The sequence below is a fragment of the [Pseudomonas] carboxydohydrogena genome (genome assembly GCF_029030725.1).
Taxonomy (GTDB): domain Bacteria; phylum Pseudomonadota; class Alphaproteobacteria; order Rhizobiales; family Xanthobacteraceae; genus Afipia; species Afipia carboxydohydrogena.
On sequence record NZ_CP113162.1, the window covers coordinates 2,969,934 to 2,995,544 of the forward strand.

A 25,611-nucleotide genomic window follows, 5' to 3' on the forward strand; every position below is an offset into this window, starting at 1 on the left:
ATGACGAAGGAATAAACGTGACACAGACTTCGACGCCAATCGTGACGAACATGCGTGTTATCCCGGTCGCCGGCCGGGATAGCATGCTGCTCAACCTCTCCGGCGCGCATGGTCCGTTCTTCACGCGGAACATCGTGATCCTCACTGACAATTCGGGGCACACCGGCGTCGGCGAAGTACCGGGCGGCGAGAAAATCCGCAACACGCTGGAAGATGCCCGCGAGTTGGTGATCGGCAAGCCAATCGGCGCGCACCACGCCATCCTCAACGCTGTCCGGGCCGCATTCGGCGACCGGGATTCCGGCGGACGCGGCCAGCAGACATTCGATCTGCGCACCACGATTCACGCTGTCACCGCGCTGGAAGCGGCGCTGCTCGATCTTCTGGGGCAGCATCTTCAGGTGCCCGTCGCCGCTCTGCTCGGCGAAGGGCAGCAGCGCGACGCCGTCGAAATGCTTGGTTACCTGTTCTATGTCGGCGACCGCAACAAGACCAACCTGCCCTATCATCATGAATCCCCGGCAAAGGATGACTGGACCTCCTTGCGCCATGAGGTTGCGCTGACGCCTGAAGCCATCGTCCGGCTCGCCGAAGCCACCGAGCAGCGCTACGGCTTCAGGGATTTCAAGCTGAAGGGCGGCGTGCTCGCGGGTGAAGATGAAATCGCCGCCATCGCCGCGCTGAAAAAGCGCTTTCCCGACGCGCGCATCAACCTCGATCCCAACGGCGCGTGGCCGCTCGATGAGGCGATCCGGCTTTGCAAGGGGCGCGGCGACATCATGACCTACGCGGAAGATCCTTGCGGCGCGGAACAGGGATATTCCGGCCGCGAGATCATGGCGGAGTTTCGCCGCGCCACGGGCCTTCCGACCGCCACCAATATGGTCGCCACCGACTGGCGCCAGCTCGGCCATGCGATCCAGTTGCACGCCATCGACATTCCGCTCGCCGATCCGCATTTCTGGACGATGGCAGGCTCGGTGCGAGTCGCGCAGATCTGCCACGAATGGGGCCTGACATGGGGCTCGCATTCCAACAATCACTTCGACATTTCGCTCGCGATGTTCACGCAGGTCGGCGCCGCCGCGCCGGGACGGATTACCGCGCTCGATACGCACTGGATCTGGCAGGACGGCCAGCGCCTGACCAAAGAGCCGCTGCAAATCAGAAATGGCGCAATCAGGGTGCCGGAACGGCACGGCCTCGGCGTCGAACCCGACATGGCCGAGATCGAGAAAGCGCACGCGCTTTATAAAAAGCACGGACTGGGCGCGCGCGACGATGCCGCCGCCATGCAATTCCTGATTCCGAACTGGACGTTCAGCCCCAAGCAGCCCTGCATGGTGCGCTAGTTTTCATCGAGGACAAAAACAATGCGTGAGAACAGAATTCGCTCGATCTGGAAAAGCGGCGGCGCTGTCGTCAACGGGTGGCTCGCCATTCCAAGCTCGTTCTCCGCCGAGGTCATGGCCCATCAGGGCTGGGATACGCTGACGGTCGATTTGCAGCACGGCGTCACCGATTATGCATCGGCGGTCGCGATGTTCACCGCGATCTCGACGACGCCCACGATTCCGATCGCGCGCGTGCCGTGGCTTGATCCCGGCATCATCATGAAGACGCTGGACGCGGGCGCCTATGGCATCATCTGTCCGATGGTGAATTGCCGCGAGGATGCCGAGAAATTCGTCCGCGCCTGCCGCTATCCGCCGGAAGGCGGGCGCAGCCTCGGTCCCATCCGCGCAACGCTTTATGCCGGCGCCGATTATCCGCAAAAGGCAAACGAGACCATCGTCACGCTGGCCATGATCGAAACCCGGCAGGCGCTCGACAAGCTCGACGAAATCCTCTCGGTCAAAGGACTCGATGCCGTTTACATCGGCCCGGGCGACCTGTCGCTGTCGCTCGGCTGCGCACCGACATTCGACGACGTCGACAAGCCCGTCGCGGAAGCCATCGACATGGTGCTGGCCAAGGCCAACGAACACGGCGTCATCCCGTGTATTCACAACGGAACTCCCGAGATGGCGCTCAAGCGCATCGAACGCGGTTTCCGCCTCGTGACCGTCGGTTCGGATTCGCGTCTGATGACCGCGGGCGCCCAGCAGGTGATGGCGACGATGCGAGGCGGCATGAAGCCGACCGCCGCCGGTTCGGGCTACTGACCGGCAGGCGCCGTCAACTGCTCAGCGCATAGACTCCCTCGGCATTCTTCTTGAGCCTGTTCCGGCAGGTCCGGATGACGGACGGCACTTCGGCAGCGGGAACCGGCTTGCTGAAGAAATAGCCCTGCACCTCGTTGCAGCCTTCCGCCGCGACATAATTGAGTTGCGCGATATTCTGCACGCCCTCCGCCGTCGTCCGCATGCCGAGACTCTTACCCAGGCTGACGATTGCCCGGATAATCACCCTGGAGCCTTCGGCGTCGGTCAGATCGCGCACGAACGACTGATCGATCTTCAGCTTGTCGAAGGGGAAGCTGCGCAAATAGCTCAGCGACGAATATCCGGTTCCGAAATCATCCAAGGCGATGCGCAGCCCGAGAGCCCGAAGCTTGTGCAGCGTTTCCGTGGTTTCGCCGTTATTTGTGAGAAGAACGGACTCGGTGATTTCAAGCTCCAGCCGCTTCGGCGGAAGTTTCGAGCTGGCCAGGGCTGACGAAAAAGCCTCCAGCAATCGCGGACTGCGAAACTGTACGGAGGAGACATTCACCGCGACCTTGAGATCGTTTGGCCACAACGCGGCCTCCCGGCACGCCTGCTGGATCACCCATTCGCCCAGCGGAATAATGAGGCCGATTTCTTCGGCGACGGAGATGAACTGTTCGGGCGTCACCACGCCACGAACCGGATGCCGCCAGCGCAGAAGAGCCTCAAAGCCGCAGACCTTGTCGAGATCGATGTCATACAGCGGCTGGTAAAAAAGCTCGAACTGCTTCTTGTCCATCGCCTCCCGCAGATCGAGCTCCAATGCGCGGCGCTTCTGCAAACTCTCATCCATCTCGGTCTCGAAGAATCGCCAGATTCCCCGGCCGTCCGCCTTGGCGCGATACAGGGCGACATCCGCGTTCTTCAGAAGTTTTTCGCCCGATGTGCCATCGCCCGGCGAGAGGGAAATACCCACGCTACAGCCGATAACGATGCGTTGCCCGTCGAATTCATAGGGTTCGCCGAGACATTCGACAATGCGGCGCGCCAGCCGCGCGGCATCCTCGGGGCGCTGGGTGTCGGCCTGGATAATCGCAAACTCGTCGCCGCCAAGGCGGGCCACCGTATCTATCTCGCGAACGCAGGATCCCAGCCTGTCAGCGACGGCGCACAACAGTTCGTCACCCACCGCATGGCCGAGCGTATCGTTGACCTGCTTGAAGTTATCGAGGTCGAGGCAAAGGATCGCAAAGCCGGATCCGCGTCCGACTTGAGCGATCGCCTGCTCGATCCGTTCCGCCAGCAGAATGCGATTCGGAAGCCGGGTCAGCGCATCGTGGCGGGCCATGAAGGTGATCTTCGACTCGGCCTGATGCTGCTCGGTGACATCCTCGCATGTCGTCAGCCATCCGCCATCGGAGGCCGGCCTGTGCCTGACGCAGATCACGCGATCGTCGCTGAGTTGCTGATAGTAACTGTCGATCTTCTCGCGGGACAGGAAACGCTGGCGCTCGGCCAAAAGGTCGACGACGTTCTGGCCTGCATGATTACCGGCCATGACACTCAGCATCAGGACGGATTCGAAGCTCATGCCGGCGTATATAGAGCCCACCGGAATATTGAATATCTCGCAGAACCGGCGATTGACGACCTGAAGGCGCGCATCCTTGTCGTACAGGCACAGGCCTTGCGACATATTCTCGAGCGCCGCGTCGAGCCTCCGGTTGGTTTCGTGCAGTTGTTCTTCCTGCTTCTTCAGGGCCGTGATGTCGCTGAAAACGACGATCACACCGCGTTCCTGCGTCATGCTGCGGCTGACGCGCAGCCATCGCCCGTTCGGAAGACGAGCTTCGCTTGCCGAATCCCGTAGCGCCGCAGGCGCAAAATCGACGAGCGGATTTTCAATCCACTGATCTTCAAAGGGGCTGCAACGCAGCAGGTCCGGCGCCTCGGTCAGAAACTCGCTTGCCCGTGAATTGGCCAACGCGACCTGGCCATCGGCCTGAAGCAGCACGACGCCTTCCTGGGAGGTTTCAAGCGCATCGGTGAGGCGCGCTTGCGCGGAGCGCCGCTGGGCGATCTCCCGCTCCATCATATCCCTGATGTTGTCACGCATGACGCCCATGGCGGTGATCAGCGTGCCAAGCTCGTCCACGCCTCCGGCGGGAATATCGACATCGAGCTTGCCCTCCGCGATGCTGCGTGCGGCTTTTGAGGCCACCGCGACCGGCCCGATGATCCGCCGGCTCAACCGCCACGACAGGAATGCGGACAGGATCAGCGCCGCGGCCAGCGCGATCAGATTGAAATTGATATCGCGGTTGATCGCGGACAACGCATGCTGGCGGAACAGAAAGCCATCGCCGGCCGTATAGTTGATCAACAAATCGATCTGCTGATCGACAACCTTGGCATAATTATCGAGACTGGCGGCCTGAGTGCTCTGTCCCTTCCCGTCGGCCGGATTGTCCGTCGCGTCTTCCTCCAGTACGACCTTGTGATGCAGCGCGGTCCAGGCATCGGTGGCTTCCTGCACCTTCCTCGCCGCGGCCACGGCAAGAGCGGATTGAGAACGCTCGGCGGCGATGTTGAGGTCTTCGTGGAGCGTCTTCCCGAGATTGTCGATTTCCTTGTCGAGCGCCGCGCGCGACGAAGGATCCGTACTCACCAGCCGGCGGGAGGAAGCCGCGCGCATATTGGAGAAATCGGCGGCGGCCGCGCGCGCATAGTTGATCGACATCAGCGATTCGTCGAAGGTCTTGGCGACCAGATCCGCTGCGTGCCTAATGCCGGATGTCGCGTAGACGCCGAGCGCTGCTGTGATGGCACTCATCAACAGGCAGCAGATCAGAATTTGCGTCCGGATAGTTCCCTTGACTGGCATGGCGGCCAGAAGACGGCGGGGCATCGCGAGAAACGATCCGCGATCGGCCCTGCGGCCCGGTGAAACCCTCATACTGAAACTTCGCTTTCTTCATTGGCTGAAGAAGACATTCTTGTCTCACGCCACTCTCCCTCGATGTGGCCTGTTCTGAGGTGACATCGACTATCCAAATAGCCATATAACGTTTACAGGCAGTATCGGGCGGTATTGAGTAAAAGGCGTCGCGAGTCATGGTAACCAGTTGGTGCATCTTATCGTTCAGGGTTCCGCGGTGAACGGAGCCGCAAAGGAGAAGAAGATGCTTGGGTACAGACGGCCTCTTGCCATCACGCGGCATCTCGGATTCCAGATTGTTGCCGCAAGTCTCGGCGGCCTGCTCACGGGAGCGGCAATCGCGATGGGGCCCTATCAGATTTCCCAGAAAAACCGGAAGTTCCAGCCGGGCCAGATCACCATCAATCGCGGCGAGGCATTACGCTTCATTAACGATGATGGCGAACTGCTCCATCACGCCTATCTCAAGTCGCCTGAATTTCAGTTTGATTCCGGAGACCAGAAGCCGGGCAGCAAATTCGATGTGACCTTCCCGGTTGCCGGGAATTTCACCGTGCTCTGCGCCATCCATCCCAAGATGAAGCTGCTGGTGACCGTCAAATAGGCAGCCCCGAATTCCGTACCGGTTCGGTTTTACAAAATCGTCGTACTGAACAAGTACGCGTGCCCGACATAATAGACGAAAAGCGTCGTGGCCAGCGCGACACAAAAAGTCGCCGGGGCAAGCACCGGAACGCGACGGTCGTTTTCCGCGACACAGCGGTTGTCGGCGATGATGGCAAACAGCACCGCGATGATGCCCGAGTGCCCGATCAGGTCGATCTTGCCGAACTCGAAACAGGCGGCGATGAACATTCCGGCAAGGATGGCTGCCGCGCAACGCCGGACCAGCGGAGTCCACAGCAAGGCAAACGCCAGCGTGAATTCAACGACGCCCGCCGCACGCATATAGAAGTCCTGATCGAACCCGAAGGTGATCCCCGGATGGGTGACGAAAATCGGGAAGCTCCACTGGGGATAAGCCCACTTTTCAACGGAAGCCCACATCAGCGTGATGGCCGTCGCATAGCGCATGACGTCGATCGGCTCGATTCCGAAGAACTTCTTCTGAAGCCCGATCAGAGCCAGATAGGCGGCGATCCCGAGAAAGATCGGGTAATCGGCCAGATGGAAAATGCCGTAATCATGGACGGCGATACCGAAAAGCGTGGCGATGCCGAGCGCGGAGATCGGCAGGGTACGCCGTGACAACAGGCAGGCAATGATCACCAGTTGAATCGGGCCGATGATGGCCGACGTCGATTTCAATTCCGGCGTCAGGATGATCCCGCCGATGGCCCATAACGAGACGAAAAAGAAAAAGACGGTCGCGCGGACAATCAATTCGGTATTGGCCTGCAATCCGCCGGTGACCCGATCCATCGAGCGCAGCATGGCGTCGCCGACCGATGTCTTCTCGATCAGGCAGCCCGCGAAAAGCCAGACGAGGGCGACGAAGACCAGGATTTCAAAATCCTGGCACAACACGTTCTCCAGCCCCTCGGGTTGTCCGGCGACGTTGTAGGCACAGAACCATTTGACGTGAGCGCTTGCAGTTCCGGTGCCGATGGCGCCGAACAGAACAACAAGCACGAAACGAAAAAACATCGAGGATGAGCAACGGAGCGCGGAGCCAAGCCGCTCACAATAGGTCATCATCACCAGCCCGACTTTTTAGCGATTATGTAAAGAGTTTATTTACTATACTGGATTTTCGGAATCGAGCGAGCGTAGCCTTGAATGGCATTGTTTTGTGGTTAACGATTGTTAAGAAGACGAATGAACTAGCGCGCTCAATAACTTGAAGCGAATATTTCAGGCATTTCAAATTCTACGGATTCGAATCACCGAATTGAAGCTCATCAAGTCCATTTTGATGACCGACCCTATTTCAGGAGAGTGGAATGATTGCGTTGCTGAGTGTGGCGAGCGTGCTGGGTGGCTCTGCATTGGCGATCGCCGCCGACAAACACATCTCACATCGCGAAATGCTGGAAACCTGCGCCGGCACGCTCCTGTTCGCGGGCTTCGGCCTGCTGGGATCGGTGCTGCAACATTACACCTGATCGCCCCACCTGATCGGCGGGCTTCAGGCGGCGCGCTGCCGCGCCTGCCCGCACTCACGCAGACTCTGTCTTGTACTCGACCTTATGTGCACTCAGGCTCTCACTTGGCCAGCTTCGGTGATCGCGTCTCTATTGCCGGCGCCGAGAGTGTCTTGAGAAATGCAATCAGCTCCGCCTTTTCCGCAACCGTCAGTCCAAGCGGCTTGATCGACGGCGAGCGGCTCGGGCGATCGATGCCGCCTTTATTATAAAGCTCGATCACGCCCTCCAGCGTCGCAATCGAACCGTCATGCATATACGGTCCGCGGTCCGCGACATCGCGCAGGGTCGGAGTCTTGAAGGCGTATTGCAGCTTCTCGGAAGTCGGAAACAACCGGCCTCGCCCGATATCGTCGCCGGTCGCGGAGCCGATATCCTGAAACGATCCATCGGTGAACGAAGGCCCGCTGTGGCAACTCGAACAATGCGCCTTGCCATTGAACAGGGCAAAGCCGCGCCTGGCTTCCGGCGAGATCGCGTCCTCGTCTCCCATGGTCCAGCGATCGAACGGTGCTTCGCCCGCGACAATGGTGCGCTCGTAGGTCGCGATCGCCAGTTCGATCCGCCGCCGCGTGATGTGCTTGTCGCCAAACGCCTTGGCGAAGGCCGCGGTATAGCGCGACAGAGCGCGCAGCCGCCGCACCAATTCGCGCTCGGTGATGTTCATGTTCTGCGGGCTTGTCAGCGGCCCGAAGGTCACCGATTCCAGATCGGGGAATTTTCCGTCCCACCCAAGGATGTCCACGAACGCGATATCGATCAAGGTCGGCGTGCGGATTTCCATGCCCGCGGGATCCTCGCCGATCGCGTGCGGCAGCCCGTCACCCCATGATTTCGCGGGCACATGGCACGAGGCACAGGAGTGCTTGCGCGACCCGGAAAGCAGCGGATCGAAGAACAGCATTTTCCCCAAATCGGCTTTCGCCCGGGTGTAGGGATTGTCGTCGGGAAAAGGAATCGTGGCGGGCCGGCGATATTTCGCCCGAACGGGATCGAGATCATGCAGCCCCGCGGCTGCCATATAACTCATTGGCAGGCCGAAAAGCAGCAGGGCCGCAAGGGTGAGTCCCGTCCATCGTTTCATCACATTTCACCAAGCTAAACATTGGCTTGGATATGCTTTAGCAAGGCTTAAGGTTTTGGTAGTGGCGCCCCTGTCTCACGGCGCTGGGAGGCCACGCGCCCTTAGGAATTCTGATCTTGCTTAAATTTTTCGCCACTCAGGGCTGAATATAATGTCCGGTCGTAATCGTCGCAGCTAAACTCACTGGTATCCCGCTGCCACTCGCTCCGAAAGCGGCCCGGCAGATCTTCTTCGAGGACACACCGGGGCGCTTCTCACTCATCTCAAAACGCGGACGATGCGTCTTTTATCGGAGACAGCTTCAGCCACGCGAAGCAATGACCGGATTCCGAGCGCGCCATTCACGCACCTTTGGGAGAATGGGGCGCCTTACCAGGCCGATATGCGCGCCCTGGAAATTTTCTTCGTTTCTTTCCGGTGAACATCGCAACAACGAGGTTTTGGCGCTGCATGACGCTAACCACCACGACGCCCAGAATGTGCACGCCTGCCAGCACAAGCAGGGCGTAAGATGACCAAGTGTGCAACACTTGAACCCATGCGACACCGAAAAACCGGACGGTGACCTGCATCCATCCGCTGATGCCTGAAATCAACGTCAGGCTCAGCGATGCCACGAGCATCACGGCTCCTGCGGGGTTGAGGCCGACGTAGCCGCCAGTTCGACCCCGCATGAGTCTGCACAGAAACCGTATTGCATTGGGCAATAGAAATTTCAGCCGGCTGAGACGCGAGGAATCGGACCCCACGAAACCCCAGACGATCCGCAACGCGACGAGAGCGATTGCGATATACCCAGCCTGCCTGTGCAATGAGTCGAGAACGACCGCGCTCAACCACGCCACGACAATAGACGCAGCTAACGACCAATGCATAATCCTGAGCGGCAGGTCCCAAACGTAAATATGGGGTGCTGAATGATCGTCTTCTGTAGACATACAATCGCTAGCCAGCTTGTCCGCCGCCGTCAGACCAGCCTTATTTTTTGATGGTGTGTTTCAGAGTGAGGTCTTCGGGGCTGTAAAACAGCTCGAACAATTTTCCATCCTTCACGCCGTAGACCTCGTAACACGTGCCTTCAACCTTGGAGCGGCGCACCTCGTATCCCGCCGCGCTCGCCTTTGCTTCCGCCTCGCTCGCAGGCTTCCACTTCGCCTTGTCGAGCTTGGTGCAATCCTTGAACCCATCGGCAAGACAAGCTCCACTCAAAGCCAGTGAAAAGCCGGAGATCAAAGCCAGGGGCATTGCGATCTTCATAACTGCGTCTCCATCATTCAACTTGAGGAATTGTTCGCCACAGCGGGCTCGGCACGGAAGTCTCGATTTTGTTCTAGCGCGAAACCGGACGGGCGCTCTGCTGGTCAGGCTGCGACACGCAGTCCCAGTAACGATGAGCACGCTCAAAAACCCCTGCAAATGGCTGCTTCGCGACAATATCTTAGAACGATTTTAAACTTGGAATGCTCATCCCTTCTCAGGGATGACCGGTCAGCGCTCCTTCACACGCAGCTGACGGGCGGCAATCGGAAACCCTCGACCAACCCGAAATGGTGGGGGTTACGGCCAGCGTGCGGAGTGTCGATGACATCATGCCGCCGATCACCGGCATGGTGATCCGCCGGCCGAGACCGTCGAAGGATGGTCACTCCAACTTCGGACAAGCATCGAAGCGGACACCGCACACGGCGGACCACGCAAACCATGTGCGCGCACGCAGGCTGCGCGGTGCGCACAACGGACTACTCTCTTGCGAGACAAGAACCGAAGACGGAAGCGAGTGGAGCGAATATGTCGCAGGCTCCTACAGCCTTCGCATCCCATACGAGGAGAGTTTAGAACGAACCTAATCCGGCGCTGTAGTAAAGCCGAACCGTCTTCGTTAAATAGAGCGGATGGCCGATGCAGATCGCCATAGCCTCTTGAAAGATAGACGATACCGGATCGTTTGATGGTTGACGGCGATGAGCTTTGGCAACGAAAGAAACGCCGCGCGTTCTTTATCAGCCAGCTCTACCAATGGCACTGGATCAGTTCAGGACTATGCCTCGTTGGCATGATCCTTTTCGCCTTCACCGGGATCACCCTGAACAACGCGGGAAAAATCGAGGCCAAGCCGTCAGTCGTAATGCGTGAGAGCCAGCTTCCGCAGGCCCTGCTCGCCGAGCTGAAAACCGCTCCCCATATTGCCAAGGCCGCACTGCCGTCCAACGTCAGCGCATGGCTGTACCAGGAGATCGGCGTCAATACTGCTGATCGCGAGACCGAATGGTCCGCCAGGGAAATTTATATCGCCTTGCCTCGCCCCGGCGGCGACGCGTGGCTCAGCATCGAGCGCGACAGTGGCGCGATCTCCTACGAACTCACCAACCGGGGCTGGATTGCCTATCTCAATGATCTGCATAAGGGCCGCAACGCCGGCAAGGCATGGAGCTGGTTCATCGATCTTTTCGCGACAGCCGCCATTATCTTCTGCCTCACCGGCCTGTTGCTTCTCCAGCTTCACGCCAAGCGCCGGCCGGCCACCTGGCCCGTCGTCAGCCTGGGACTGATCATTCCGACCCTGCTTGCCGTTCTTCTCATCCATCGTTGAAGGTTTATCATGCGCCTCCTGATTTCCGCCGCACTGACCACCCTCGCCACAGGCTCGGCACTGGCTTCCGAAGCCACTATCAGCATCGACATTCCGCGACTGAGCGTTGCCGAATATCACAAGCCCTATGTTGCCATGTGGGTGGAAACCGCCGACGGCGGCAAGATCACGAATCTCGCCGTATGGTACGACACCAAGCATAAAGACAATGAAGGCACCAAATGGCTGAAGGATATGCGGCAATGGTGGCGGCGCACCGGCCGTGACCTGACCTTGCCGGCCGATGGACTGTCCAGCCCGACGCGCGCGCCCGGCAATCATCAGATCAAGTTCGACAGCAGCGCCAAACCGCTCAACGAACTGACGCCGGGCAGCTACCAGCTTGTTATCGAAGCCGCGCGCGAAGTTGGCGGCCGCGAGTTGCTGCGAATTCCGTTCGAATGGCCGCCGAAGGCTCCTGCGGTCGCTCAGGCCAAAGGCGAAAGCGAGCTTGGCACGGTCGCCCTGCAACTGACCCCATAAAACATCTGCAACGGACATACTGCGCCTTCGCGCACCAACAGCTTCATGGAAAGGATTTCACCATGACCAAACATCTCAAGGTTGCCTTGATCGCAGCTTCGGTTTCGCTGCTCGCCTTGCCCGCGCAAGCCCATCGCGCCTGGCTGCTGCCATCGGCCACCGTTCTGTCCGGCGCGGATGCCTGGATTACGGTCGATGCCGCGATTTCCAACGACCTGTTTTACTTCGAACATCACCCGATGCAGCTCGATAACCTGTCGATCGAAGGCCCGGACGGCAAGACCGTCGCGCCGGAAAATCTGGCAAAGGGACGCTATCGCAGCACCTTCGATGTCAAGCTCGCGCAACCGGGCACCTACAAACTGACGGTGATGAATCAAGGCGTATTCGCCAGCTACAAGATGGATGGGCAGACCAAGCGCTGGCGCGGTAAAGCGGCTGACCTTGAAAAGGCCATTCCCGGCAACGCCACCGACGTGAAGATTTCGGAGAGCCACAGCCGGGTCGAATCCTTCGTCACTTCCGGCAAGCCCTCCACCGACACGCTGAAGGCCATCGGCACCGGGCTTGAGATGATTCCGGTGACCCATCCCAACAATCTGGTGGCCGGCGAGAAGGCGACGTTCCGACTGATGCTGGACGGCCAGCCCGCCAGCGGCGTCGAAGTCGCGGTCGTGCCGGGCGGCATCCGCTATCGCGACAAGCTGAACGACAGCAAGGTCACCACCGATGCCTCCGGCACTTTCAGCGTCACATGGCCGGGTCCGGGCTTCTACTGGATGAGCGCTTCGGTGAGCGACGACAAGAGCAAGATCAAAAACGCGCAACGGCGCAGCAATTACAGCACCACGATCGAGGTGTTGCCACAGTAGCCAGACCGATGACGACATCCCTGCCCCGGCGCGTGGCGATCCCGCCCCTGTCGGCGATGCCGCGCGCCGCGCCAGCAGGGGCCTCTGTTCAGGAGCTGTCCGGCACCACCATGGGAACAACATGGTCGGTGAAGTTCGCCGGTTCAGCCGCCGCTCGCCAAACGCTGGGCCGCATGATCCCTGCCGCGCTCGAGCGCGTCGTCTCGCAAATGAGTCCCTGGGAATCAAACTCCGATATCAGCCGGTTCAATCGCTTGCCGATGAACGAATGGCAGACTTTGCCGCCCGAGCTTTTCAAGGTCATGGAAGGCGCGCTGCGTATCGCGCAGGAATCGGACGGCGCTTACGACCCCACCCTTGGCGCGCTGATTGATCTTTGGGGATTCGGACCGAGCGGACCGAGAACAGGGCCGCCCGCCGCTAGCGATATCGCCCCGCATCACCGCGCTTGCGGATGGCAGCAGATCGATCTGGACGCAGGCCGCCGCCGCATGCGGCGGTCAAGCGAAGGAGCGATAGACCTTTGCGGAATTGCCAAAGGATACGCGGTCGATCTGGTCATGGAAACGCTGCACCAGCACGGCCTTTATCACGCATTGGTCGAGATCGGCGGCGAGTTGCGAGGATCCGGGGTGAAGCCGGATGGCAGCCCGTGGTGGGTCGAGATCGATCGGTCTGCTGACGGGAAGCAGCCGGTGCTGGTGGCGCTTTATAACCTCGCGATTGCCACATCCGGCTGTGAACGCGGCTTCACAAGCGGCGCGCAGCATTTTTCCCATACGCTCAACCCGCGCACCGGATGGCCAACCGCCAACGGCACGGTCACCGCGACGGTGCTGCACTCCACCTGCATGGAAGCCGATGCCTACGCGACGGCGTTAATGGTTCTCGGACAGGACGACGCCATCGATTTCGCCATCACACACCGGCTGGCGGCGGCCATCCTGTGCAAGCACGGCGACACCTTCATCGAGCGCACGACGCCAATGCTCGACCAGATGCTGTCGTAGCCTTGCGATTCCAGACCGGGCGAAACGGGCAGGTGTCAGGTCAGCGCCCACTGCCGCAGCAGATTATGATATAGCGAGGTCAACGACACCACAGACGGGTGTTCGGGATGATCCGCATTCAGGCGGATAATCGACATATCGAGATCGAACATCATCGCGCGGCGCGTGACGTCACCGATCATGCTCTCGGTCCAGAAAAAAGACGCGATGCGCGAGCCCCGCGTTACCTTCGTCACATGATGCAGGCTGGTCCCCGGATAGACGATCATATCGCCAGCCGGCAATTTCACCGAATGGGAACCATACGTATCCTCGATCACCAGCTCGCCGCCGTCATATTCCTCCGGAGACGACAGAAACAGCGTCGATGAGACGTCGGTCCGTACGCGAACACCCGTGCCGGAAACCGTACGGATCGCATTATCGACATGCGAACCGAAGTTCATCTCGCCTTCGGCATCATAGCGATTGAACAGCGGCGGAAAGACGGTCTTCGGCAACACCGCCGACATAAACAGCGGATTGCGATTGAGTGCGGCGAGCACCATGTCGCGCAGCTCACGCGCCGCGGGGCTGCTCTCGGGCAATTGCAGATTGCGCTTGACCTGCACCGATTGATGTCCGGCCGTCACACGTCCGTCGACCCAGTCGGCGCGCGCCATCACGTCACGACAGTGCTTCACCTGTTCGGGGGTTAAAACATTCGGAATCTGTACCAGCATCGCATATCCTCGAAAAAGAACCGGCGCCTTATGACGCCGGTTCTGTTGCCGTCATAGATGCATCGCTTAGAACGATACGCGGCCCGAGAGCGAGACGTAACGTCCGGGGCCCGGAACCGCAAATCCCGCACCGGCAGCCGTATCGTAGTAACGCTCGTCGGCGATATTGTAGATATTGAACTGAAGCGTGAAGTTGCGGCTGACCTTGTAGGCCGCCATCGCATCAAATCGCCAATATGCCGGGATACGACCGTCGTTAGCGGCGCTGCTCCAGCGCGAGTCGACATAGAAGGCGCCCCCGCCGATCGTCCATTTCGGATCGAGATCATAGGTCGACCACAGCGAGAACGAGTTCTGCGGAGTCATCGCAAGCTGATGCCCGATGTTGGCGACCGTGTTCGAATTCAGCACCTTCGATTCGAGATAGGCATAACCCGCGGAGACGCTCCATTGCGGCGTGATGCTGCCCGTCGCCCCGATCTCGAATCCCTCGACCTGCGTGGTTCCCACCGCAACGTAATCGGGAGCCGCGCTCGTTCCGCGGTTCTCGTAATCGTTTTCCTTCCTGATGCGGAACAGTGCGGCGTTCAAGCTGAGCTTCTTATCGAGGATGTCGGCCTTGGCGCCGACTTCATCGATCGTCGATGTCACGGGCGCAAGCGACTGCTGGCCGTTCGATAGCGAAACGAACTCCGATGTCGGATTCGCCGACGTTCCGCGCATATAGTAGACCGACGACCAGGGCGTCGGATGAAGCACGACACCGGCACGGTAGGTCGTGAAGTTGTTATCGTTCTTGAGAGAGGTGAAGCCGCTCTGGGCGCCCGTCGCTCTGGTGATCGTGTAGCCGTTGCTTGTCGCCGAGAAGTTGTCGAACCGGACGCCGCCCAGCAGCTCCAGCCATTCGGTGATCTTCAACTGGTCCTGGACATAGACGCCGACGCCGTCGGCATTGGCTTCTGTCGCCGACGTCGTGGGGCTCAACGTGCCCGTCACCCAGGGGTTGGGATTGGCGAGATTGACCCGATAGGTATCGCTGAAGGTCGTGCGATAGTGCTCACGTTTTTCATGGCTGACCTCGACGCCGAGAAGGACATTGTGCTCAAGCGAACCTGTCCTGAACCTGGCGTTCAGATCGCTGACGTTGCTGACCAGGAGATTATTGGTCTGGTTCTGGAAGTGGTTGGTGTTGGCCACCCATACGTCACTCAGCGACGTACCTGGCAACAGCGGGTTGGCAGGCGTCCCGAGCCGGGTGCCGCCGACGGCCGCATCCCAGAGATTCGAGTTGGCCGTTCCAAGACCGGACAGCTGCACCGGACGCGTCCGGTTGAAGCGCTCCACATAGCTGACGCCGGTCGTGTTGGTGAATTTCAATCCAGAATCGAACTCATGTTCGAATTTGTTGATGAGGTTATGGGCCTCGGTCTTTTCGACATCGTTCTGGCCCGGCGTCATCACGCCATACCACATGTTACGCGCCACCGGAGCAGGCTGCCGGTAGGACGTGCCAAAGTACGATCCCGGCAACATGACGATACCGCGATCGGGAATGTTATCGTCCTTCTGGTAGACGTAGCTCAGCGTATTCTTGGTACCGGGCGCGATCTGATACGAAATCGATGGCGCGACGCCGACGCGCTTGGTGTTGACGAAATCGCGGCCGGCGACATCACTATCGTAACCCACGGCGGAAATGCGGGTGGCGAAATCGCCGAATACCTTGTTGAAATCCACCATCATGCGCCCGCCGGTCGCGGACGTTCCCGTGGCTTCCATGACCCCGAAATCGCGATTCTGCGGCGTCTTGGAAACGATGTTAATGACGCCGCCGGTTGAGCCGCGGCCGAACAGAAACGATGACGGACCCTTGTAGACTTCGACACGATCGAAGCTGAAGGCATCACGGGCATACCAACCCGGATCGCGAATGCCGTCGCGATAAAAATCGTTGCGTGCGCTGTAACCGCGGATGGTGATGTTATCGCCCTGAACGCCACCCTCGCCCGCCGTAAAGGTGATGCCGGGAACGTTGCGCAGGGCTTCCTGCACCGAGGTGACACGCTGGTCCTGCATCAATTGCTGCGAGACGACATTGACCGTTTGAGGCGTGTTCAGAAGAGCGGTCGGAAAACGCGACAATCCGCTTTGCGCGGATCCCTGATAACCGGCGACACCGGCACCGTCACCAACGACCTGATTCACCGCGGCGTTTCTCTGCGCCCCCGCAGCAGTAGCCGGCGCAGATTGCGCTCGCGCGGGACGCGCCGCTCTTTTCTTCTTCGTCTGCTTCTTCGGCGCCGTCACAAGAACCGGCGGAAGTTCTTGCTCGCTTGAGACGGGCTGCGCGTCGGCCGAGTCGGGCATCAGCATCACAGCAGCGACGCCAATCATCGCTCTGCCCCACCCGATCGCTGAAATATTGTCTGCGATCGCACTGTCGTTTCCAGACACGCGATCAATCGTTGAACTTCCCATAGCCCCAACCCCCGATGATCACATCGCAAGAACAACCAATTGTTCACGATGATTTCGATCCTCATAACTTCTGAAGATTTTGCGGGCAACACATCGGAGGCCGAGTTTATAGAGCTTCTAGTTCGTCAAGCACTTGAATGACAGAATGTCGCACACCAGCACGCGAGAACGTCACGTCAGCCTCCATTATCAATCTGCGCGACACTCACTTTTGCAACGCTTGATCAACACACAAGCGGATATCGCCGCCACAGAACTTCAGAATCAATCGGAAACGCCGATGGTCTCAATTAGTCTGAACTTAAATGGATTCTAAAAACACGAACTGCTTGCGTATTTGATTTGGCAGTTCGTACCGCTAGACCATCGGCAACCGCAATCTCGCCTCTCTTATCCACTCTGCAATTCGTCCAGAACGGAGGCGCGAACCTCGAGTCTGGAAAATGAAGCTGCCTCTGAATAATTCCGGCATGACGGCAACTCATCGCCGGCCGCTTCCGGCGTCACCTCGCGGCCTGAAGAGCGCGCAGTTCGCCTTCACGGCATCGATCATTTTCGAAATGCAATGATCCTGCGGCTGGCAAGACGAGCGATCAGCTTCGGGACTCGCGGGAAACTGACTCGATACGAAGCAAATGTTGAGCAGGTTCTCGCCTGGGAGCAGAACACCCGGAATCTATCGGATACTGCGCTGCGCGAACGCATCACCAGGTTGCGGCATCAAATCGAGGCAGGCCTGACGCTCGATGCCGTCAAGGTTGAAGTCTTCGCGCTCGTGCGCGAGGCCGCGCGGCGGGCGCTGAATCAGACCCCCGTTCCGGTTCAGATCATTGGCGCTCTCGCGCTTCACGATGGCCACATCATCGAGATGAAGACCGGCGAGGGCAAGACGCTGACGGCCACGATGGTTTGCGCGCTCAACGCGCTGAACGGCCGTGGCGTCCATATCGCGACTCCGAACGACTATCTCGCCGGGCGCGATGCAGACTGGATGCGGCCGGTCTATGCCTTGCTCGGGCTTCGAACCGGGGTCATCACGCAAGAGATGGACGACGACAATCGCCGCAATGCCTATCGATGCGATATTACGTATGGCATCGCCAGCGAATTCGGCTTCGACTATCTGCGCGACAACATGAAATTCAACGCCGCGGAGACCGTTCAGCGCGGCCATGCCTTCGCCTTGATCGACGAGGCCGACGCCACCTTGATCGACGACGCAAGCATGCCTTTGGCATTGTACGGGCCGCTCGGCGATCATTCCGAGTTCTATCTGGCGATCGATGCGACCGTCGCCGGGTTGCAACCCTTCCATTACGAAATCGATCACCGCCGCCACGTCTCGCTGACCACGGCGGGATACAACGAGATCGAGCGAAAACTTCGGCAACAAGACATCCTGAAATCTTCAGCCACGCTACACGAGGTTGCATCAATTTCGCTGCTTCATCACGTCATGCAATCGTTACGGGCTCATGTCCTTTTGACGCGCGATCGCGATTATGTCGTCACGAACGGCGATGTTACCATCGTTGACGAACATACCGGGCGGCCCATGCCGGGGCGGCGTTACGATGAAGGGTTGCATCAGGCGCTGGAGGCCAAGGAAGGCTGCGCCATCGGGGAGGAGACCCGCACGCTGGCCTCGACCACCTTCCAGACCTATTTCCGCCGCTACGCGAAACTCACAGGCATGACTGGCACCGCGATGGCGGACGCGGAAGAGTATCGCGACATCTACGGCCTCGATGTGATGCCGATTCCAACCCATCGCCCATTGATCCGGATCGACGAGTCCGTGCTTCACACCACGGCGGCCGGAAAATTGCAGGCCATTCTGCGCGAGATCGAAGATGCCTCCGGCCGCGGCCAACCCGTCCTGCTTGGCGCGCCATCCATCGAGAAATCGGAAGCGCTGGCGGCGATGCTCGAAGCCAATGGCTGGCGGCAGCGCTGCGAGCGAGACGACATCGACGGCGCGCCACGGACATTCGCCGTGCTCAATGCCAAGCATCACGCCCGCGAAGCCGAAATCATCGCCAGGGCGGGCGCCCCAGGCGCGGTGACGATTGCCACCGCCATGGCTGGCCGCGGTACGGATATTCGGCTTGGCGGCGAACACGCTGACGAGGCGGCCCGCGCGCGCGTCATTGCAGCAGGCGGATTGCTGGTGATTGGAACGACACACCACGAATACGGGCGGATAGATCAGCAGTTGCGTGGCCGCTCCGGCCGGCAGGGCGACCCCGGCCGATCCATCATCCATGCGTCGCTGGACGACGATGTCCTGACCGGCCGCACCGTCAACCCGCCATTGTTCGATCGCACCGCCACGGTGCCACCATCAGTGGCGCAGCGCGTGATCAGATCCGCTCAAAAACGCCATGAAAACCGGAGTTTCGAGCGGCGCCTCGGCCTTCTGCGCTTTGATGCGATCATTCAGCGCCAGCACGACACCCTTTATGAGCTGCGCCGCGATCTTCGCGACGGAGCCGTCCACCCATTAATTTTGGCGGCCCGGTTCCGCCACGAAGTGATCGACGATCTGATCGAGCGCTTCGCCCCGTCCGCCGGATCATGGGATATCGACGGGCTCGATCGCGCGATCCGGTCCGTGCTGACCCTTGCGGTCGATATCGATTCCCCGTCCGCCACGCGTGAAGCCGACGCGAGAATTCTTGCTCAACGCATCCGCGTCATGGCGGACCGCTGGATCGACGGCAAGATTTCAACCATCGGAGAAACCAGGCTCGCCGATATCATGCAGCGATTGATGATGGCGCTCATCGATCAGTTCTGGTCGGAACAATCCGAGCGCCTTAATCATCTGAAGCGGCAGATCGGTGATCGGCGGCTGCCACCACACAAGGTCGCCACCGAGTTTCATCTCGAGGCATTTGAGCTGTTTGAATCAATGATGACCGATCTGCGCCACAACGTGACAGCGCATGCCATGCGGCTGGGGATCAACCCGCTTTAACCCTTGTGCCGACCACGCACCATCGGCGTAGCGCGGCGGCATCGTGCGAACATCCCACGGGCGCTCGCCGCCATTGGCGGAACGGATCATCGTGTCAAGGAAAGGCTTCCGGGATGGCTATGGACGGGGAAATGGTGCCCAGGGGCGGGATCGAACCACCGACACTGCGATTTTCAGTCGCATGCTCTACCAACTGAGCTACCTGGGCATTGCTCCGGGATGAAATCCAGGGGAGCGGGCCGGTTTATAGAGAGGCTGGCGCGTCCTGTCCAGCCGCGCGGACCAGTTTTACCCCTCGCCGGGCATTCCTTGAGGGGCGCGATAACGAAAGAAAATCAAGAGGATCGGGACCCACCGGGCGCGGGTGGCGGCGGCAGCTCCTCATCGTCGTCCGCATCCGTGTCAGCCGCCGGAATCGCGTAGGAACCCGACAGCCAGCGGTTGAGATCGACATCGCGGCAACGCTCCGAACAAAACGGCCGAGAGGCCGCTGTTGGAGGCTTGCCGCAGATCGGACAGGGCTTTTGCGCCGCCATGCCTAACTCGCGTCGATCCAGCCCGCGCGCACCGGAAAGCCCTCGCCGTCCAGCAGCGCCGTGGACTCATATAATGGGAGCCCGACCACGCTGGTGTAAGAGCCGACCATCTTCACCACGAATGAGCCGGCGATGCCCTGCACGGCGTAGCCGCCGGCCTTGCCCCGCCACTCGCCGGAATCGACGTAAGCCTGGATATCGTCAGCGGTCAGACGCTTGAAGCGCACCCGCGTCTCCACCAGCCGCTGGCGGAAGGATTCCTTCGGCGTGACAAGACAGATCGCGGTGTAGACGCGATGGTTGCGCCCGGACAGGAGCCGCAGGCACTGCACCGCCTCGTCCACCAGTTCGGCCTTCGGCAGAATGCGGCGGCCGACCGCGACCACCGTATCGGCGGCGAGGATGTAGGCGCCGCGCAGATCGTCATCGAGCTGCACCGATTTCAACGCGGCATCCGCCTTGGCGCGCGCAAGCCGCGTCGCGCAGACGCGCGGCAGTTCACCTCGTTTCGGAGTTTCGTCGACATCGGCGGGGCGCAGCGCATCGGGTTCGATACCGGCCTGGTTGAGCAGGCTGAGGCGGCGCGGCGAACCGGACGCGAGAACGAATTTGGGACGGCCAGTCATGAGGGGCGATCTGATCAGGAGAGGGTGCGCGGAAACTATCGGAACCGTCCGCCGCCGACAACCGGAGAAACCGCCGGGAACAGCTCCGTCGCTCTATTCATTGGCGACAGACGGAGGAGCGAACCGGGCGCGGATTTTCCGCATCAGTTCGTCGCGGGTGGCGCGGTAGGCATCGAGCTGCAATTCGCGGCGGCCTTCGGTGCCGACCGGGTCCTGCGTCGGCCAGTATTCGACCTCGGTCGCGAGCGTCGCCGTCATTTCCAGAGCGCGATGATGCGCCTGCGGTGCAAGCGTGATGATGAGATCGAAATTGAACCCTTCCCAGCTCTCCAGCTCGTCCACCGTCCATGGCCGGTGACCGGAGATATCGATTCCGATTTCCTCCATCACCGCCACCGCGAACGGATTGGGCTCGCCATGCGTCGCGCCCGCCGACTGTACGTAAAGCCCGCGCGGACCGATCTGTCGCAACAGCGCGGCCGCCATCGGCGAGCGCACGCTGTTCTGCCCGCACATGAACAGAACGGCCTGCGGCGCACGGCGGCGCGGCGGCTCGTTCATGCGAAATCCGCCCGGTCGCGAGACATGGATGTATGGAAACGGGCCATGCTCAGCCCTTCCAGTGCAGCACGCACAGCAGGGTGAACAGGCGCCGCGCGGTCTCGAAATCCATATCGACCTTGCCGTTCAGGCGCTCCTTCAGCGTGTTCGAGCCTTCATTGTGCACGCCGCGGCGGCCCATATCGATCGCCTCGATCTTGTCCGGCGTGGCGGTGCGGATGGCCTGATGGTAGCTGTCGCAGATCATGAAGTAGTCCTTCACGATGCGGCGGAACGGCGTCAGCGAGATCAGGTGCACGATCACCGGATCGCCGCTCTCCTTGCGGATATCGAACATCAGGCGATTGCCGGTGATGCCGAGGCGCAGCGTGAACGGCCCTTTCGGTGTTCCCTGCGGCGCGAAGAAATTCTGCTCGATCAAGTCGTAGATGGCGATGGCGCGTTCGTGCTCGATGTCGGGACCGGAGCGCCCGATCGACTCCTCGTCCAGCGTCACCGCGATGATGCGGCTGTCGGGATCGTGGTCCTGATCGGGCCCGTTGCTCATCGTAAATTCAGCCGCAGGCCGACCGAGCGCGCATGTGCGTCCAGCCCCTCCGCGACGCCAAGCGTCATCGCCGCGGGGCCGAGCGCGCGCAATTGATCCGGGCCGCATTTCAGGATCGAGGTGCGCTTCATGAAATCAAGCACACTGAGAGCCGACGAGAACCGCGCCGAGCGCGCCGTCGGCAGCACATGGTTGGAGCCGCCGACATAATCGCCGATGGCCTCGGGGGTGTGGGGGCCGATGAAGATCGCGCCGGCATTGCGCACGCGCACGGCCAGGGCTTCGGAATCCGCCGTCATGATTTCAAGGTGCTCGGCGGCAATCGCGTCCGCCAGCGGCAGCGCTTCCTCCATCGATTGCACGAGGATGATCGCGCCGAAATCGTTCCATGAGGGGCGCGCGATGGCCGCGCGCGGCAGCGTGGTGAGTTGCGCCTCGACCGCACGTTCGACATTCGCCGCCAGTTCTTCATCATCCGTGAGCAGGATCGACTGCGCGTTGACGTCGTGCTCGGCCTGCGCCAGCAGGTCGGCCGCGATCCAGTCGGCGTTGCCGGTGCGATCCGCCATCACCAAAACTTCGGAGGGGCCCGCGATCATGTCGATGCCGACCTTGCCGAACACGATGCGCTTGGCCGCCGCCACATAGGCGTTGCCGGGGCCGACGATCTTCGCCACCGGCTTGATGGTCGCGGTGCCGTAGGCCAGCGCCGCCACCGCCTGCGCGCCGCCGACGCGATAGACTTCCGTGATCCCGGCGAGCGAGGCCGCCGCCAGCACCAGCGGATTGAGCTTGCCGTCCGGCGAGGGCACCACCATGACGACACGCTCAACACCCGCGACCTTGGCGGGTACGGCGTTCATCAGCACCGAGGACGGATAGGCCGCCGTGCCGCCGGGCACGTAAAGCCCGGCCGCATCGACCGCGCTCCAGTGCCAGCCGAGTTCGACGCCCAGCGCATCGGTGAAACGCTCGTCCTTCGGCAACTGGCGGCGGTGATAGGTCTCGATCCGGTCGCGGGCGAGTTTCAGCGCATCGACGGTTTTCGAATCGCAGGCCGCGGTCGCCGCCGCGATCTCCTCGGCGCTCACCCGCAGCGTTCCGGCCGTCAGGGTCAGGCGGTCATATTTCGCGGTCGCCTCGATCAGGGCCGCATCGCCGCGCGCCGCGACATCCTCGACGATGGCGCGAGCGGCCGCATCGATGTCCCGCGATACCTCGCGTTTCATCGACAGGAAGGCGGCAAAACGCTTGGCGAAATCGGGGCTGCGGTGGTCAAGGCGGATCGGCATGGACGGCTTTCAAACGGGTCTTCCCACCTTCAATGGCGTCCCCGGGCACCGCCGTCAACAACCTGATTTCAGAGGGCTTCAGACGGGATCCCTGGCCCCGCCCTCCCCGCCGCCGGTTTCCAGCACGCCATCGCCGAACACATCCTCGCCGACATCGGCCAACTCGCACTCGATGCATTCGACATCGAGCCGAAGCGCCGCGCCATCGGCGAACATCAGCACCACGCTGCCGCCGGGAGCCTTGCCGGGATGGAATTCGAGACCGAACAATTCCAGCACCGAATCGCGGTCGGCGAGGTCGATTCCGCGCGCCTTGCAGGCCAGAACGCGATCGAACCGCAGCGCCGTCACCAGCCGGCGCTCGGACAGTTTTCCCGAACAGACCGCCTGATCCCAGTCCAGCCGCTTCATGCCGATGACGAGGCGCTTTTCACCCTGCCGCCACAAAATGTCGGCGACATGCACCGAGGCATCCTGCACATGGGCGGAAATCACCGCGAGGTCGTCCTCATCGAGCGCGATCAGTTTCCGCAGGGAAGCCATGTCTCTCTCCCAAAAGGGGCACTCTTCCAAAACGACACGCGATACAAAAGCGGTCTCAGCCGCTGATCCGCTCGATGCTGGCGCCGCAGGCCGAGAGCTTTTCCTCGAGCCGCTCGAAGCCGCGATCCAGATGATAGATGCGATTGACCATGGTTTCGCCTTCGGCGGCCAACGCCGCGATCACCAGCGATACCGATGCGCGCAGATCGGTTGCCATCACCGGCGCTCCGCGCAGCGTCGGGCGGCCCTCGATGGTCGCGGTCTCGCCGTCGAGCGTGATCCGGGCGCCGAACCGCGCCAGTTCCTGCACATGCATGAAACGGTTCTCGAAGATCGTCTCGGTGATGTGCGAGGCGCCCTCCGCGCGGGTCATCAGCGCCATCAGTTGCGCTTGCAGATCGGTCGGGAAGCCCGGATACGGCGCGGTCGACACTTCGACCGGGCGAATGCCCGCGCCGTTCCGCTGCACGCGGATACCTTCATTGTTCTGCGTAATCGTCGCGCCCGCCTGCGTCAGCACGTCGAGCGCCGATTGCAGCAATTCCGGCCGCGCGCCCTGCAACTGCACGTCGCCGCCGGTCATCGCCACCGCCATCGCATAGGTGCCGGTCTCGATCCGGTCCGGCAGCACGGCATGGCGCGCGCCATGCAGCTTCGCCACGCCCTCGATCACGATGCGCGGGGTGCCCGCACCGCTGACCTTCGCGCCCATCTTGTTGAGGCAATCGGCGACATCCGCGATCTCGGGTTCGCAGGCCGCATTGGTGATGATCGTGGTGCCCGCGGCCAAAGTCGCCGCCATCAGCGCGACATGGGTGCCGCTGACGGTGACCTTCGGAAAATCGATGGTCGCGCCATGCAACCCCTGCGGCGCGCGCGCCACCGCGTAGCCGCCGTCGATCACGATCTCCGCGCCGAGCTTTTCCAGCGCCATGATGAGAAGATCGACCGGCCGCGTGCCGATGGCGCAGCCTCCGGGAAGCGAGACCTTCGCCTCCTTCATGCGCGCCAGCAGCGGCCCGATCACCCAGAAACTCGCCCGCATCCTGGAGACGAGATCGTAGGGCGCGGTGGTGTCGATGATGTTGGCGGCCGAAATGTGCAGGGTCTGCCCCTGATGCTCGCGGTCGCCCGGCCGCTTGCCGGCGGACATGATGTCGACGCCGTGATTGCCGAGGATCCGCTGCAACAGCGCCACGTCCGCAAGGCGCGGCACGTTCTCGAGGATCAGCGTTTCATCCGTCAGAAGGGCTGCGATCATCAGCGGCAGCGCCGCGTTTTTTGCCCCCGAAATCGGAATGGTGCCGTTGAGCTTGTTACCGCCGATGATGCGAATGCGATCCATGCTGGCCCTGTCTTGTGAAGGAGGCCAGTCTTAGCGCGTTTTGGGATTCCCGCAAACCGCGCCCTTCGTTCCAATGTCAGAAATATTATAATAGATTCAACGTGATGATAATTATCGCCCTGTCCGGACGACGAACAACCGGCTCAGGCAAGGTGCATGGAGCTAGGCCGGAAGCGCATGGTCCCGAGCACGGTCGCGGCCACGAACGCCGTCAGGGCAACGCCCTGGGTAGCCAATAGCGGCCACAGCCCTTTCGTCGGCGCCAGTTCCGCGAGCGGCGCAACCTTCTCGAACATCTGCACGATCAGCACCACGACATTCAGATAAAGCGTGAGCATCGCCGCGACGACATAGGCCACGCGCCACCGGCCCTCCAGGCGCTTCACGACCAGCGCATGAATAGCGAGCGCGAGCAGCGCCAGCGTTATGACGCCGAAAACATGCGATGGCTTGATTCCGGTGACGGGAAACATGAAACCGGTGACGCTGGTGGCAATCGCCATCAGCAGAAACAGCCAGGTCCAGCCGCGCAACAGGGTCGCGCGCAGCAGGCCCCACATCGCGATCAATCCGGCAACGATGCCGATCAGACTGAGCAACACATGCACGGCGGTGAACGCCAGCAGGCTCATCCCCAGAACCATGGCCAGTCCCCCCTTGCTGCCATCGAATGA

Annotated in this window: 24 protein-coding genes and 1 tRNA gene; 9 read left to right on the forward strand and 16 right to left on the reverse strand. The window is 60.9% G+C overall.

The window, feature by feature from the left end:
- Positions 1–50 precede the first annotated feature (50 nt).
- Both gudD and AFIC_RS14385 read left to right on the forward strand, forming a co-directional pair.
- Positions 51–1,352, forward strand: coding sequence for a glucarate dehydratase (gene gudD, locus AFIC_RS14380; protein ID WP_420833400.1), 1,302 nt, complete (start codon positions 51–53; stop codon positions 1,350–1,352).
- A gap of 21 nt (positions 1,353–1,373) precedes the next feature.
- The gene (locus tag AFIC_RS14385; protein WP_275246902.1) at positions 1,374–2,165 is read left to right on the forward strand and encodes an HpcH/HpaI aldolase family protein; all 792 of its coding nucleotides are present in this window, start codon (positions 1,374–1,376) and stop codon (positions 2,163–2,165) included.
- A 13-nt stretch (positions 2,166–2,178) separates the two neighbouring features.
- Here the strand turns inward: AFIC_RS14385 and AFIC_RS14390 are convergent, their stop codons facing one another.
- Positions 2,179–5,055: an EAL domain-containing protein gene (locus tag AFIC_RS14390; protein ID WP_420833337.1), complete on the reverse strand. Its 2,877-nt coding sequence runs from the start codon at positions 5,053–5,055 to the stop codon at positions 2,179–2,181.
- A 274-nt stretch (positions 5,056–5,329) separates the two neighbouring features.
- Between AFIC_RS14390 and AFIC_RS14395 the strand changes: the two genes are divergently transcribed.
- Positions 5,330–5,689, forward strand: coding sequence for a cupredoxin domain-containing protein (locus AFIC_RS14395; protein ID WP_275246904.1), 360 nt, complete (start codon positions 5,330–5,332; stop codon positions 5,687–5,689).
- A gap of 29 nt (positions 5,690–5,718) precedes the next feature.
- On the opposite strand, the gene AFIC_RS14400 is transcribed toward AFIC_RS14395, so the two are convergent.
- A complete protein-coding gene (locus tag AFIC_RS14400; protein ID WP_275246905.1) occupies positions 5,719–6,732 on the reverse strand; it encodes a hypothetical protein in 1,014 nt (337 codons plus the stop codon).
- A gap of 296 nt (positions 6,733–7,028) precedes the next feature.
- Between AFIC_RS14400 and AFIC_RS14405 the strand changes: the two genes are divergently transcribed.
- Positions 7,029–7,190 (forward strand): hypothetical protein, encoded by a 162-nt coding sequence (locus AFIC_RS14405; protein WP_275246906.1) that lies wholly within the window; start codon positions 7,029–7,031, stop codon positions 7,188–7,190.
- A 100-nt stretch (positions 7,191–7,290) separates the two neighbouring features.
- Here AFIC_RS14405 and AFIC_RS14410 read toward each other — a convergent pair whose 3' ends face one another.
- From AFIC_RS14410 to AFIC_RS14420, 3 genes are all read right to left on the reverse strand, one after another.
- Positions 7,291–8,259 (reverse strand): cytochrome-c peroxidase, encoded by a 969-nt coding sequence (locus AFIC_RS14410; RefSeq protein WP_275246907.1) that lies wholly within the window; start codon positions 8,257–8,259, stop codon positions 7,291–7,293.
- Between the two features lie 395 nt (positions 8,260–8,654).
- A complete protein-coding gene (locus tag AFIC_RS14415) occupies positions 8,655–9,251 on the reverse strand; it encodes a cytochrome b/b6 domain-containing protein (protein WP_275246908.1) in 597 nt (198 codons plus the stop codon).
- 40 nt (positions 9,252–9,291) lie between these two features.
- Positions 9,292–9,558: a PepSY domain-containing protein gene (locus AFIC_RS14420; protein ID WP_275246909.1), complete on the reverse strand. Its 267-nt coding sequence runs from the start codon at positions 9,556–9,558 to the stop codon at positions 9,292–9,294.
- Positions 9,559–10,261: 703 nt separating this feature from the next.
- Here AFIC_RS14420 and AFIC_RS14425 point away from each other — a divergent pair.
- The 4 genes from AFIC_RS14425 to AFIC_RS14440 all read left to right on the forward strand — a co-directional run bounded on the left by AFIC_RS14425 (position 10,262) and on the right by AFIC_RS14440 (position 13,307).
- Positions 10,262–10,903: a PepSY-associated TM helix domain-containing protein gene (locus AFIC_RS14425; RefSeq protein WP_275246910.1), complete on the forward strand. Its 642-nt coding sequence runs from the start codon at positions 10,262–10,264 to the stop codon at positions 10,901–10,903.
- Between the two features lie 9 nt (positions 10,904–10,912).
- Positions 10,913–11,425 (forward strand): DUF2271 domain-containing protein, encoded by a 513-nt coding sequence (locus AFIC_RS14430; protein ID WP_275246911.1) that lies wholly within the window; start codon positions 10,913–10,915, stop codon positions 11,423–11,425.
- Between the two features lie 62 nt (positions 11,426–11,487).
- Positions 11,488–12,297, forward strand: coding sequence for a DUF4198 domain-containing protein (locus tag AFIC_RS14435; RefSeq protein WP_275246912.1), 810 nt, complete (start codon positions 11,488–11,490; stop codon positions 12,295–12,297).
- An 8-nt stretch (positions 12,298–12,305) separates the two neighbouring features.
- On the forward strand, positions 12,306–13,307 hold the full coding sequence (locus AFIC_RS14440) for an FAD:protein FMN transferase (RefSeq protein ID WP_275246913.1): 1,002 nt from the start codon (positions 12,306–12,308) through the stop codon (positions 13,305–13,307).
- 35 nt (positions 13,308–13,342) lie between these two features.
- Here AFIC_RS14440 and AFIC_RS14445 read toward each other — a convergent pair whose 3' ends face one another.
- Both AFIC_RS14445 and AFIC_RS14450 read right to left on the reverse strand, forming a co-directional pair.
- On the reverse strand, positions 13,343–14,029 hold the full coding sequence (locus AFIC_RS14445) for a Fe2+-dependent dioxygenase (protein WP_275246914.1): 687 nt from the start codon (positions 14,027–14,029) through the stop codon (positions 13,343–13,345).
- A 66-nt stretch (positions 14,030–14,095) separates the two neighbouring features.
- Entirely contained in the window at positions 14,096–16,234 is a 2,139-nt protein-coding gene (locus AFIC_RS14450) for a TonB-dependent receptor (RefSeq protein WP_275246915.1), read from the reverse strand.
- An 838-nt stretch (positions 16,235–17,072) separates the two neighbouring features.
- Here AFIC_RS14450 and AFIC_RS14455 point away from each other — a divergent pair.
- Complete coding sequence (locus AFIC_RS14455; protein WP_275246916.1) at positions 17,073–19,487, forward strand: preprotein translocase subunit SecA; 2,415 nt, start codon at positions 17,073–17,075, stop codon at positions 19,485–19,487.
- Between the two features lie 132 nt (positions 19,488–19,619).
- Here AFIC_RS14455 and AFIC_RS14460 read toward each other — a convergent pair.
- The 9 genes from AFIC_RS14460 to AFIC_RS14500 form a co-directional block, all read right to left on the reverse strand.
- Positions 19,620–19,695: transfer RNA gene (locus tag AFIC_RS14460), tRNA-Phe, on the reverse strand.
- A gap of 127 nt (positions 19,696–19,822) precedes the next feature.
- Complete coding sequence (gene yacG / locus AFIC_RS14465) at positions 19,823–20,023, reverse strand: DNA gyrase inhibitor YacG (RefSeq protein ID WP_275246917.1); 201 nt, start codon at positions 20,021–20,023, stop codon at positions 19,823–19,825.
- A gap of 2 nt (positions 20,024–20,025) precedes the next feature.
- Positions 20,026–20,649 (reverse strand): Maf-like protein, encoded by a 624-nt coding sequence (locus AFIC_RS14470; protein ID WP_275246918.1) that lies wholly within the window; start codon positions 20,647–20,649, stop codon positions 20,026–20,028.
- 93 nt (positions 20,650–20,742) lie between these two features.
- Positions 20,743–21,210 (reverse strand): arsenate reductase ArsC, encoded by a 468-nt coding sequence (locus tag AFIC_RS14475; protein ID WP_275246919.1) that lies wholly within the window; start codon positions 21,208–21,210, stop codon positions 20,743–20,745.
- Positions 21,211–21,259: 49 nt separating this feature from the next.
- A complete protein-coding gene (locus AFIC_RS14480) occupies positions 21,260–21,757 on the reverse strand; it encodes a UPF0262 family protein (protein ID WP_275246920.1) in 498 nt (165 codons plus the stop codon).
- Positions 21,754–23,049, reverse strand: a complete 1,296-nt coding sequence (hisD, locus tag AFIC_RS14485; RefSeq protein ID WP_275246921.1) for a histidinol dehydrogenase — start codon at positions 23,047–23,049, stop codon at positions 21,754–21,756. Before hisD ends, AFIC_RS14480 begins: the two co-directional genes overlap by 4 nt.
- A 78-nt stretch (positions 23,050–23,127) precedes the next feature.
- Complete coding sequence (locus AFIC_RS14490) at positions 23,128–23,592, reverse strand: DUF2948 family protein (RefSeq protein ID WP_275246922.1); 465 nt, start codon at positions 23,590–23,592, stop codon at positions 23,128–23,130.
- A gap of 55 nt (positions 23,593–23,647) precedes the next feature.
- Complete coding sequence (gene murA, locus AFIC_RS14495; protein WP_275246923.1) at positions 23,648–24,937, reverse strand: UDP-N-acetylglucosamine 1-carboxyvinyltransferase; 1,290 nt, start codon at positions 24,935–24,937, stop codon at positions 23,648–23,650.
- Between the two features lie 143 nt (positions 24,938–25,080).
- Positions 25,081–25,581 carry a hypothetical protein gene (locus tag AFIC_RS14500; protein WP_275246924.1) on the reverse strand — a complete coding sequence of 167 codons (501 nt, stop codon included), beginning with the start codon at positions 25,579–25,581 and terminating at the stop codon, positions 25,081–25,083.
- Between the last annotated feature and the right edge of the window lie 30 nt (positions 25,582–25,611).

Bases quoted from the DNA above. Each gene is read 5' to 3' on its own strand.
- gudD (WP_420833400.1), top strand. From the start codon at position 51: ATGCGTGTTATCCCGGTCGCCGGCCGGGATAGCATGCTGCTCAACCTC.
- AFIC_RS14385 (WP_275246902.1), top strand. From the start codon at position 1,374: ATGCGTGAGAACAGAATTCGCTCGATCTGGAAAAGCGGCGGCGCTGTC.
- AFIC_RS14390 (WP_420833337.1), bottom strand. From the start codon at position 5,055: ATGCCCCGCCGTCTTCTGGCCGCCATGCCAGTCAAGGGAACTATCCGG.
- AFIC_RS14395 (WP_275246904.1), top strand. From the start codon at position 5,330: ATGCTTGGGTACAGACGGCCTCTTGCCATCACGCGGCATCTCGGATTC.
- AFIC_RS14400 (WP_275246905.1), bottom strand. From the start codon at position 6,732: ATGTTTTTTCGTTTCGTGCTTGTTGTTCTGTTCGGCGCCATCGGCACC.
- AFIC_RS14405 (WP_275246906.1), top strand. From the start codon at position 7,029: ATGATTGCGTTGCTGAGTGTGGCGAGCGTGCTGGGTGGCTCTGCATTG.
- AFIC_RS14410 (WP_275246907.1), bottom strand. From the start codon at position 8,259: ATGAGTTATATGGCAGCCGCGGGGCTGCATGATCTCGATCCCGTTCGG.
- AFIC_RS14415 (WP_275246908.1), bottom strand. From the start codon at position 9,251: ATGTCTACAGAAGACGATCATTCAGCACCCCATATTTACGTTTGGGAC.
- AFIC_RS14420 (WP_275246909.1), bottom strand. From the start codon at position 9,558: ATGCCCCTGGCTTTGATCTCCGGCTTTTCACTGGCTTTGAGTGGAGCT.
- AFIC_RS14425 (WP_275246910.1), top strand. From the start codon at position 10,262: ATGGTTGACGGCGATGAGCTTTGGCAACGAAAGAAACGCCGCGCGTTC.
- AFIC_RS14430 (WP_275246911.1), top strand. From the start codon at position 10,913: ATGCGCCTCCTGATTTCCGCCGCACTGACCACCCTCGCCACAGGCTCG.
- AFIC_RS14435 (WP_275246912.1), top strand. From the start codon at position 11,488: ATGACCAAACATCTCAAGGTTGCCTTGATCGCAGCTTCGGTTTCGCTG.
- AFIC_RS14440 (WP_275246913.1), top strand. From the start codon at position 12,306: ATGACGACATCCCTGCCCCGGCGCGTGGCGATCCCGCCCCTGTCGGCG.
- AFIC_RS14445 (WP_275246914.1), bottom strand. From the start codon at position 14,029: ATGCTGGTACAGATTCCGAATGTTTTAACCCCCGAACAGGTGAAGCAC.
- AFIC_RS14455 (WP_275246916.1), top strand. From the start codon at position 17,073: ATGATCCTGCGGCTGGCAAGACGAGCGATCAGCTTCGGGACTCGCGGG.
- yacG (WP_275246917.1), bottom strand. From the start codon at position 20,023: ATGGCGGCGCAAAAGCCCTGTCCGATCTGCGGCAAGCCTCCAACAGCG.
- AFIC_RS14470 (WP_275246918.1), bottom strand. From the start codon at position 20,649: ATGACTGGCCGTCCCAAATTCGTTCTCGCGTCCGGTTCGCCGCGCCGC.
- AFIC_RS14475 (WP_275246919.1), bottom strand. From the start codon at position 21,210: ATGAACGAGCCGCCGCGCCGCCGTGCGCCGCAGGCCGTTCTGTTCATG.
- AFIC_RS14480 (WP_275246920.1), bottom strand. From the start codon at position 21,757: ATGAGCAACGGGCCCGATCAGGACCACGATCCCGACAGCCGCATCATC.
- hisD (WP_275246921.1), bottom strand. From the start codon at position 23,049: ATGCCGATCCGCCTTGACCACCGCAGCCCCGATTTCGCCAAGCGTTTT.
- AFIC_RS14490 (WP_275246922.1), bottom strand. From the start codon at position 23,592: ATGGCTTCCCTGCGGAAACTGATCGCGCTCGATGAGGACGACCTCGCG.
- murA (WP_275246923.1), bottom strand. From the start codon at position 24,937: ATGGATCGCATTCGCATCATCGGCGGTAACAAGCTCAACGGCACCATT.
- AFIC_RS14500 (WP_275246924.1), bottom strand. From the start codon at position 25,581: ATGGTTCTGGGGATGAGCCTGCTGGCGTTCACCGCCGTGCATGTGTTG.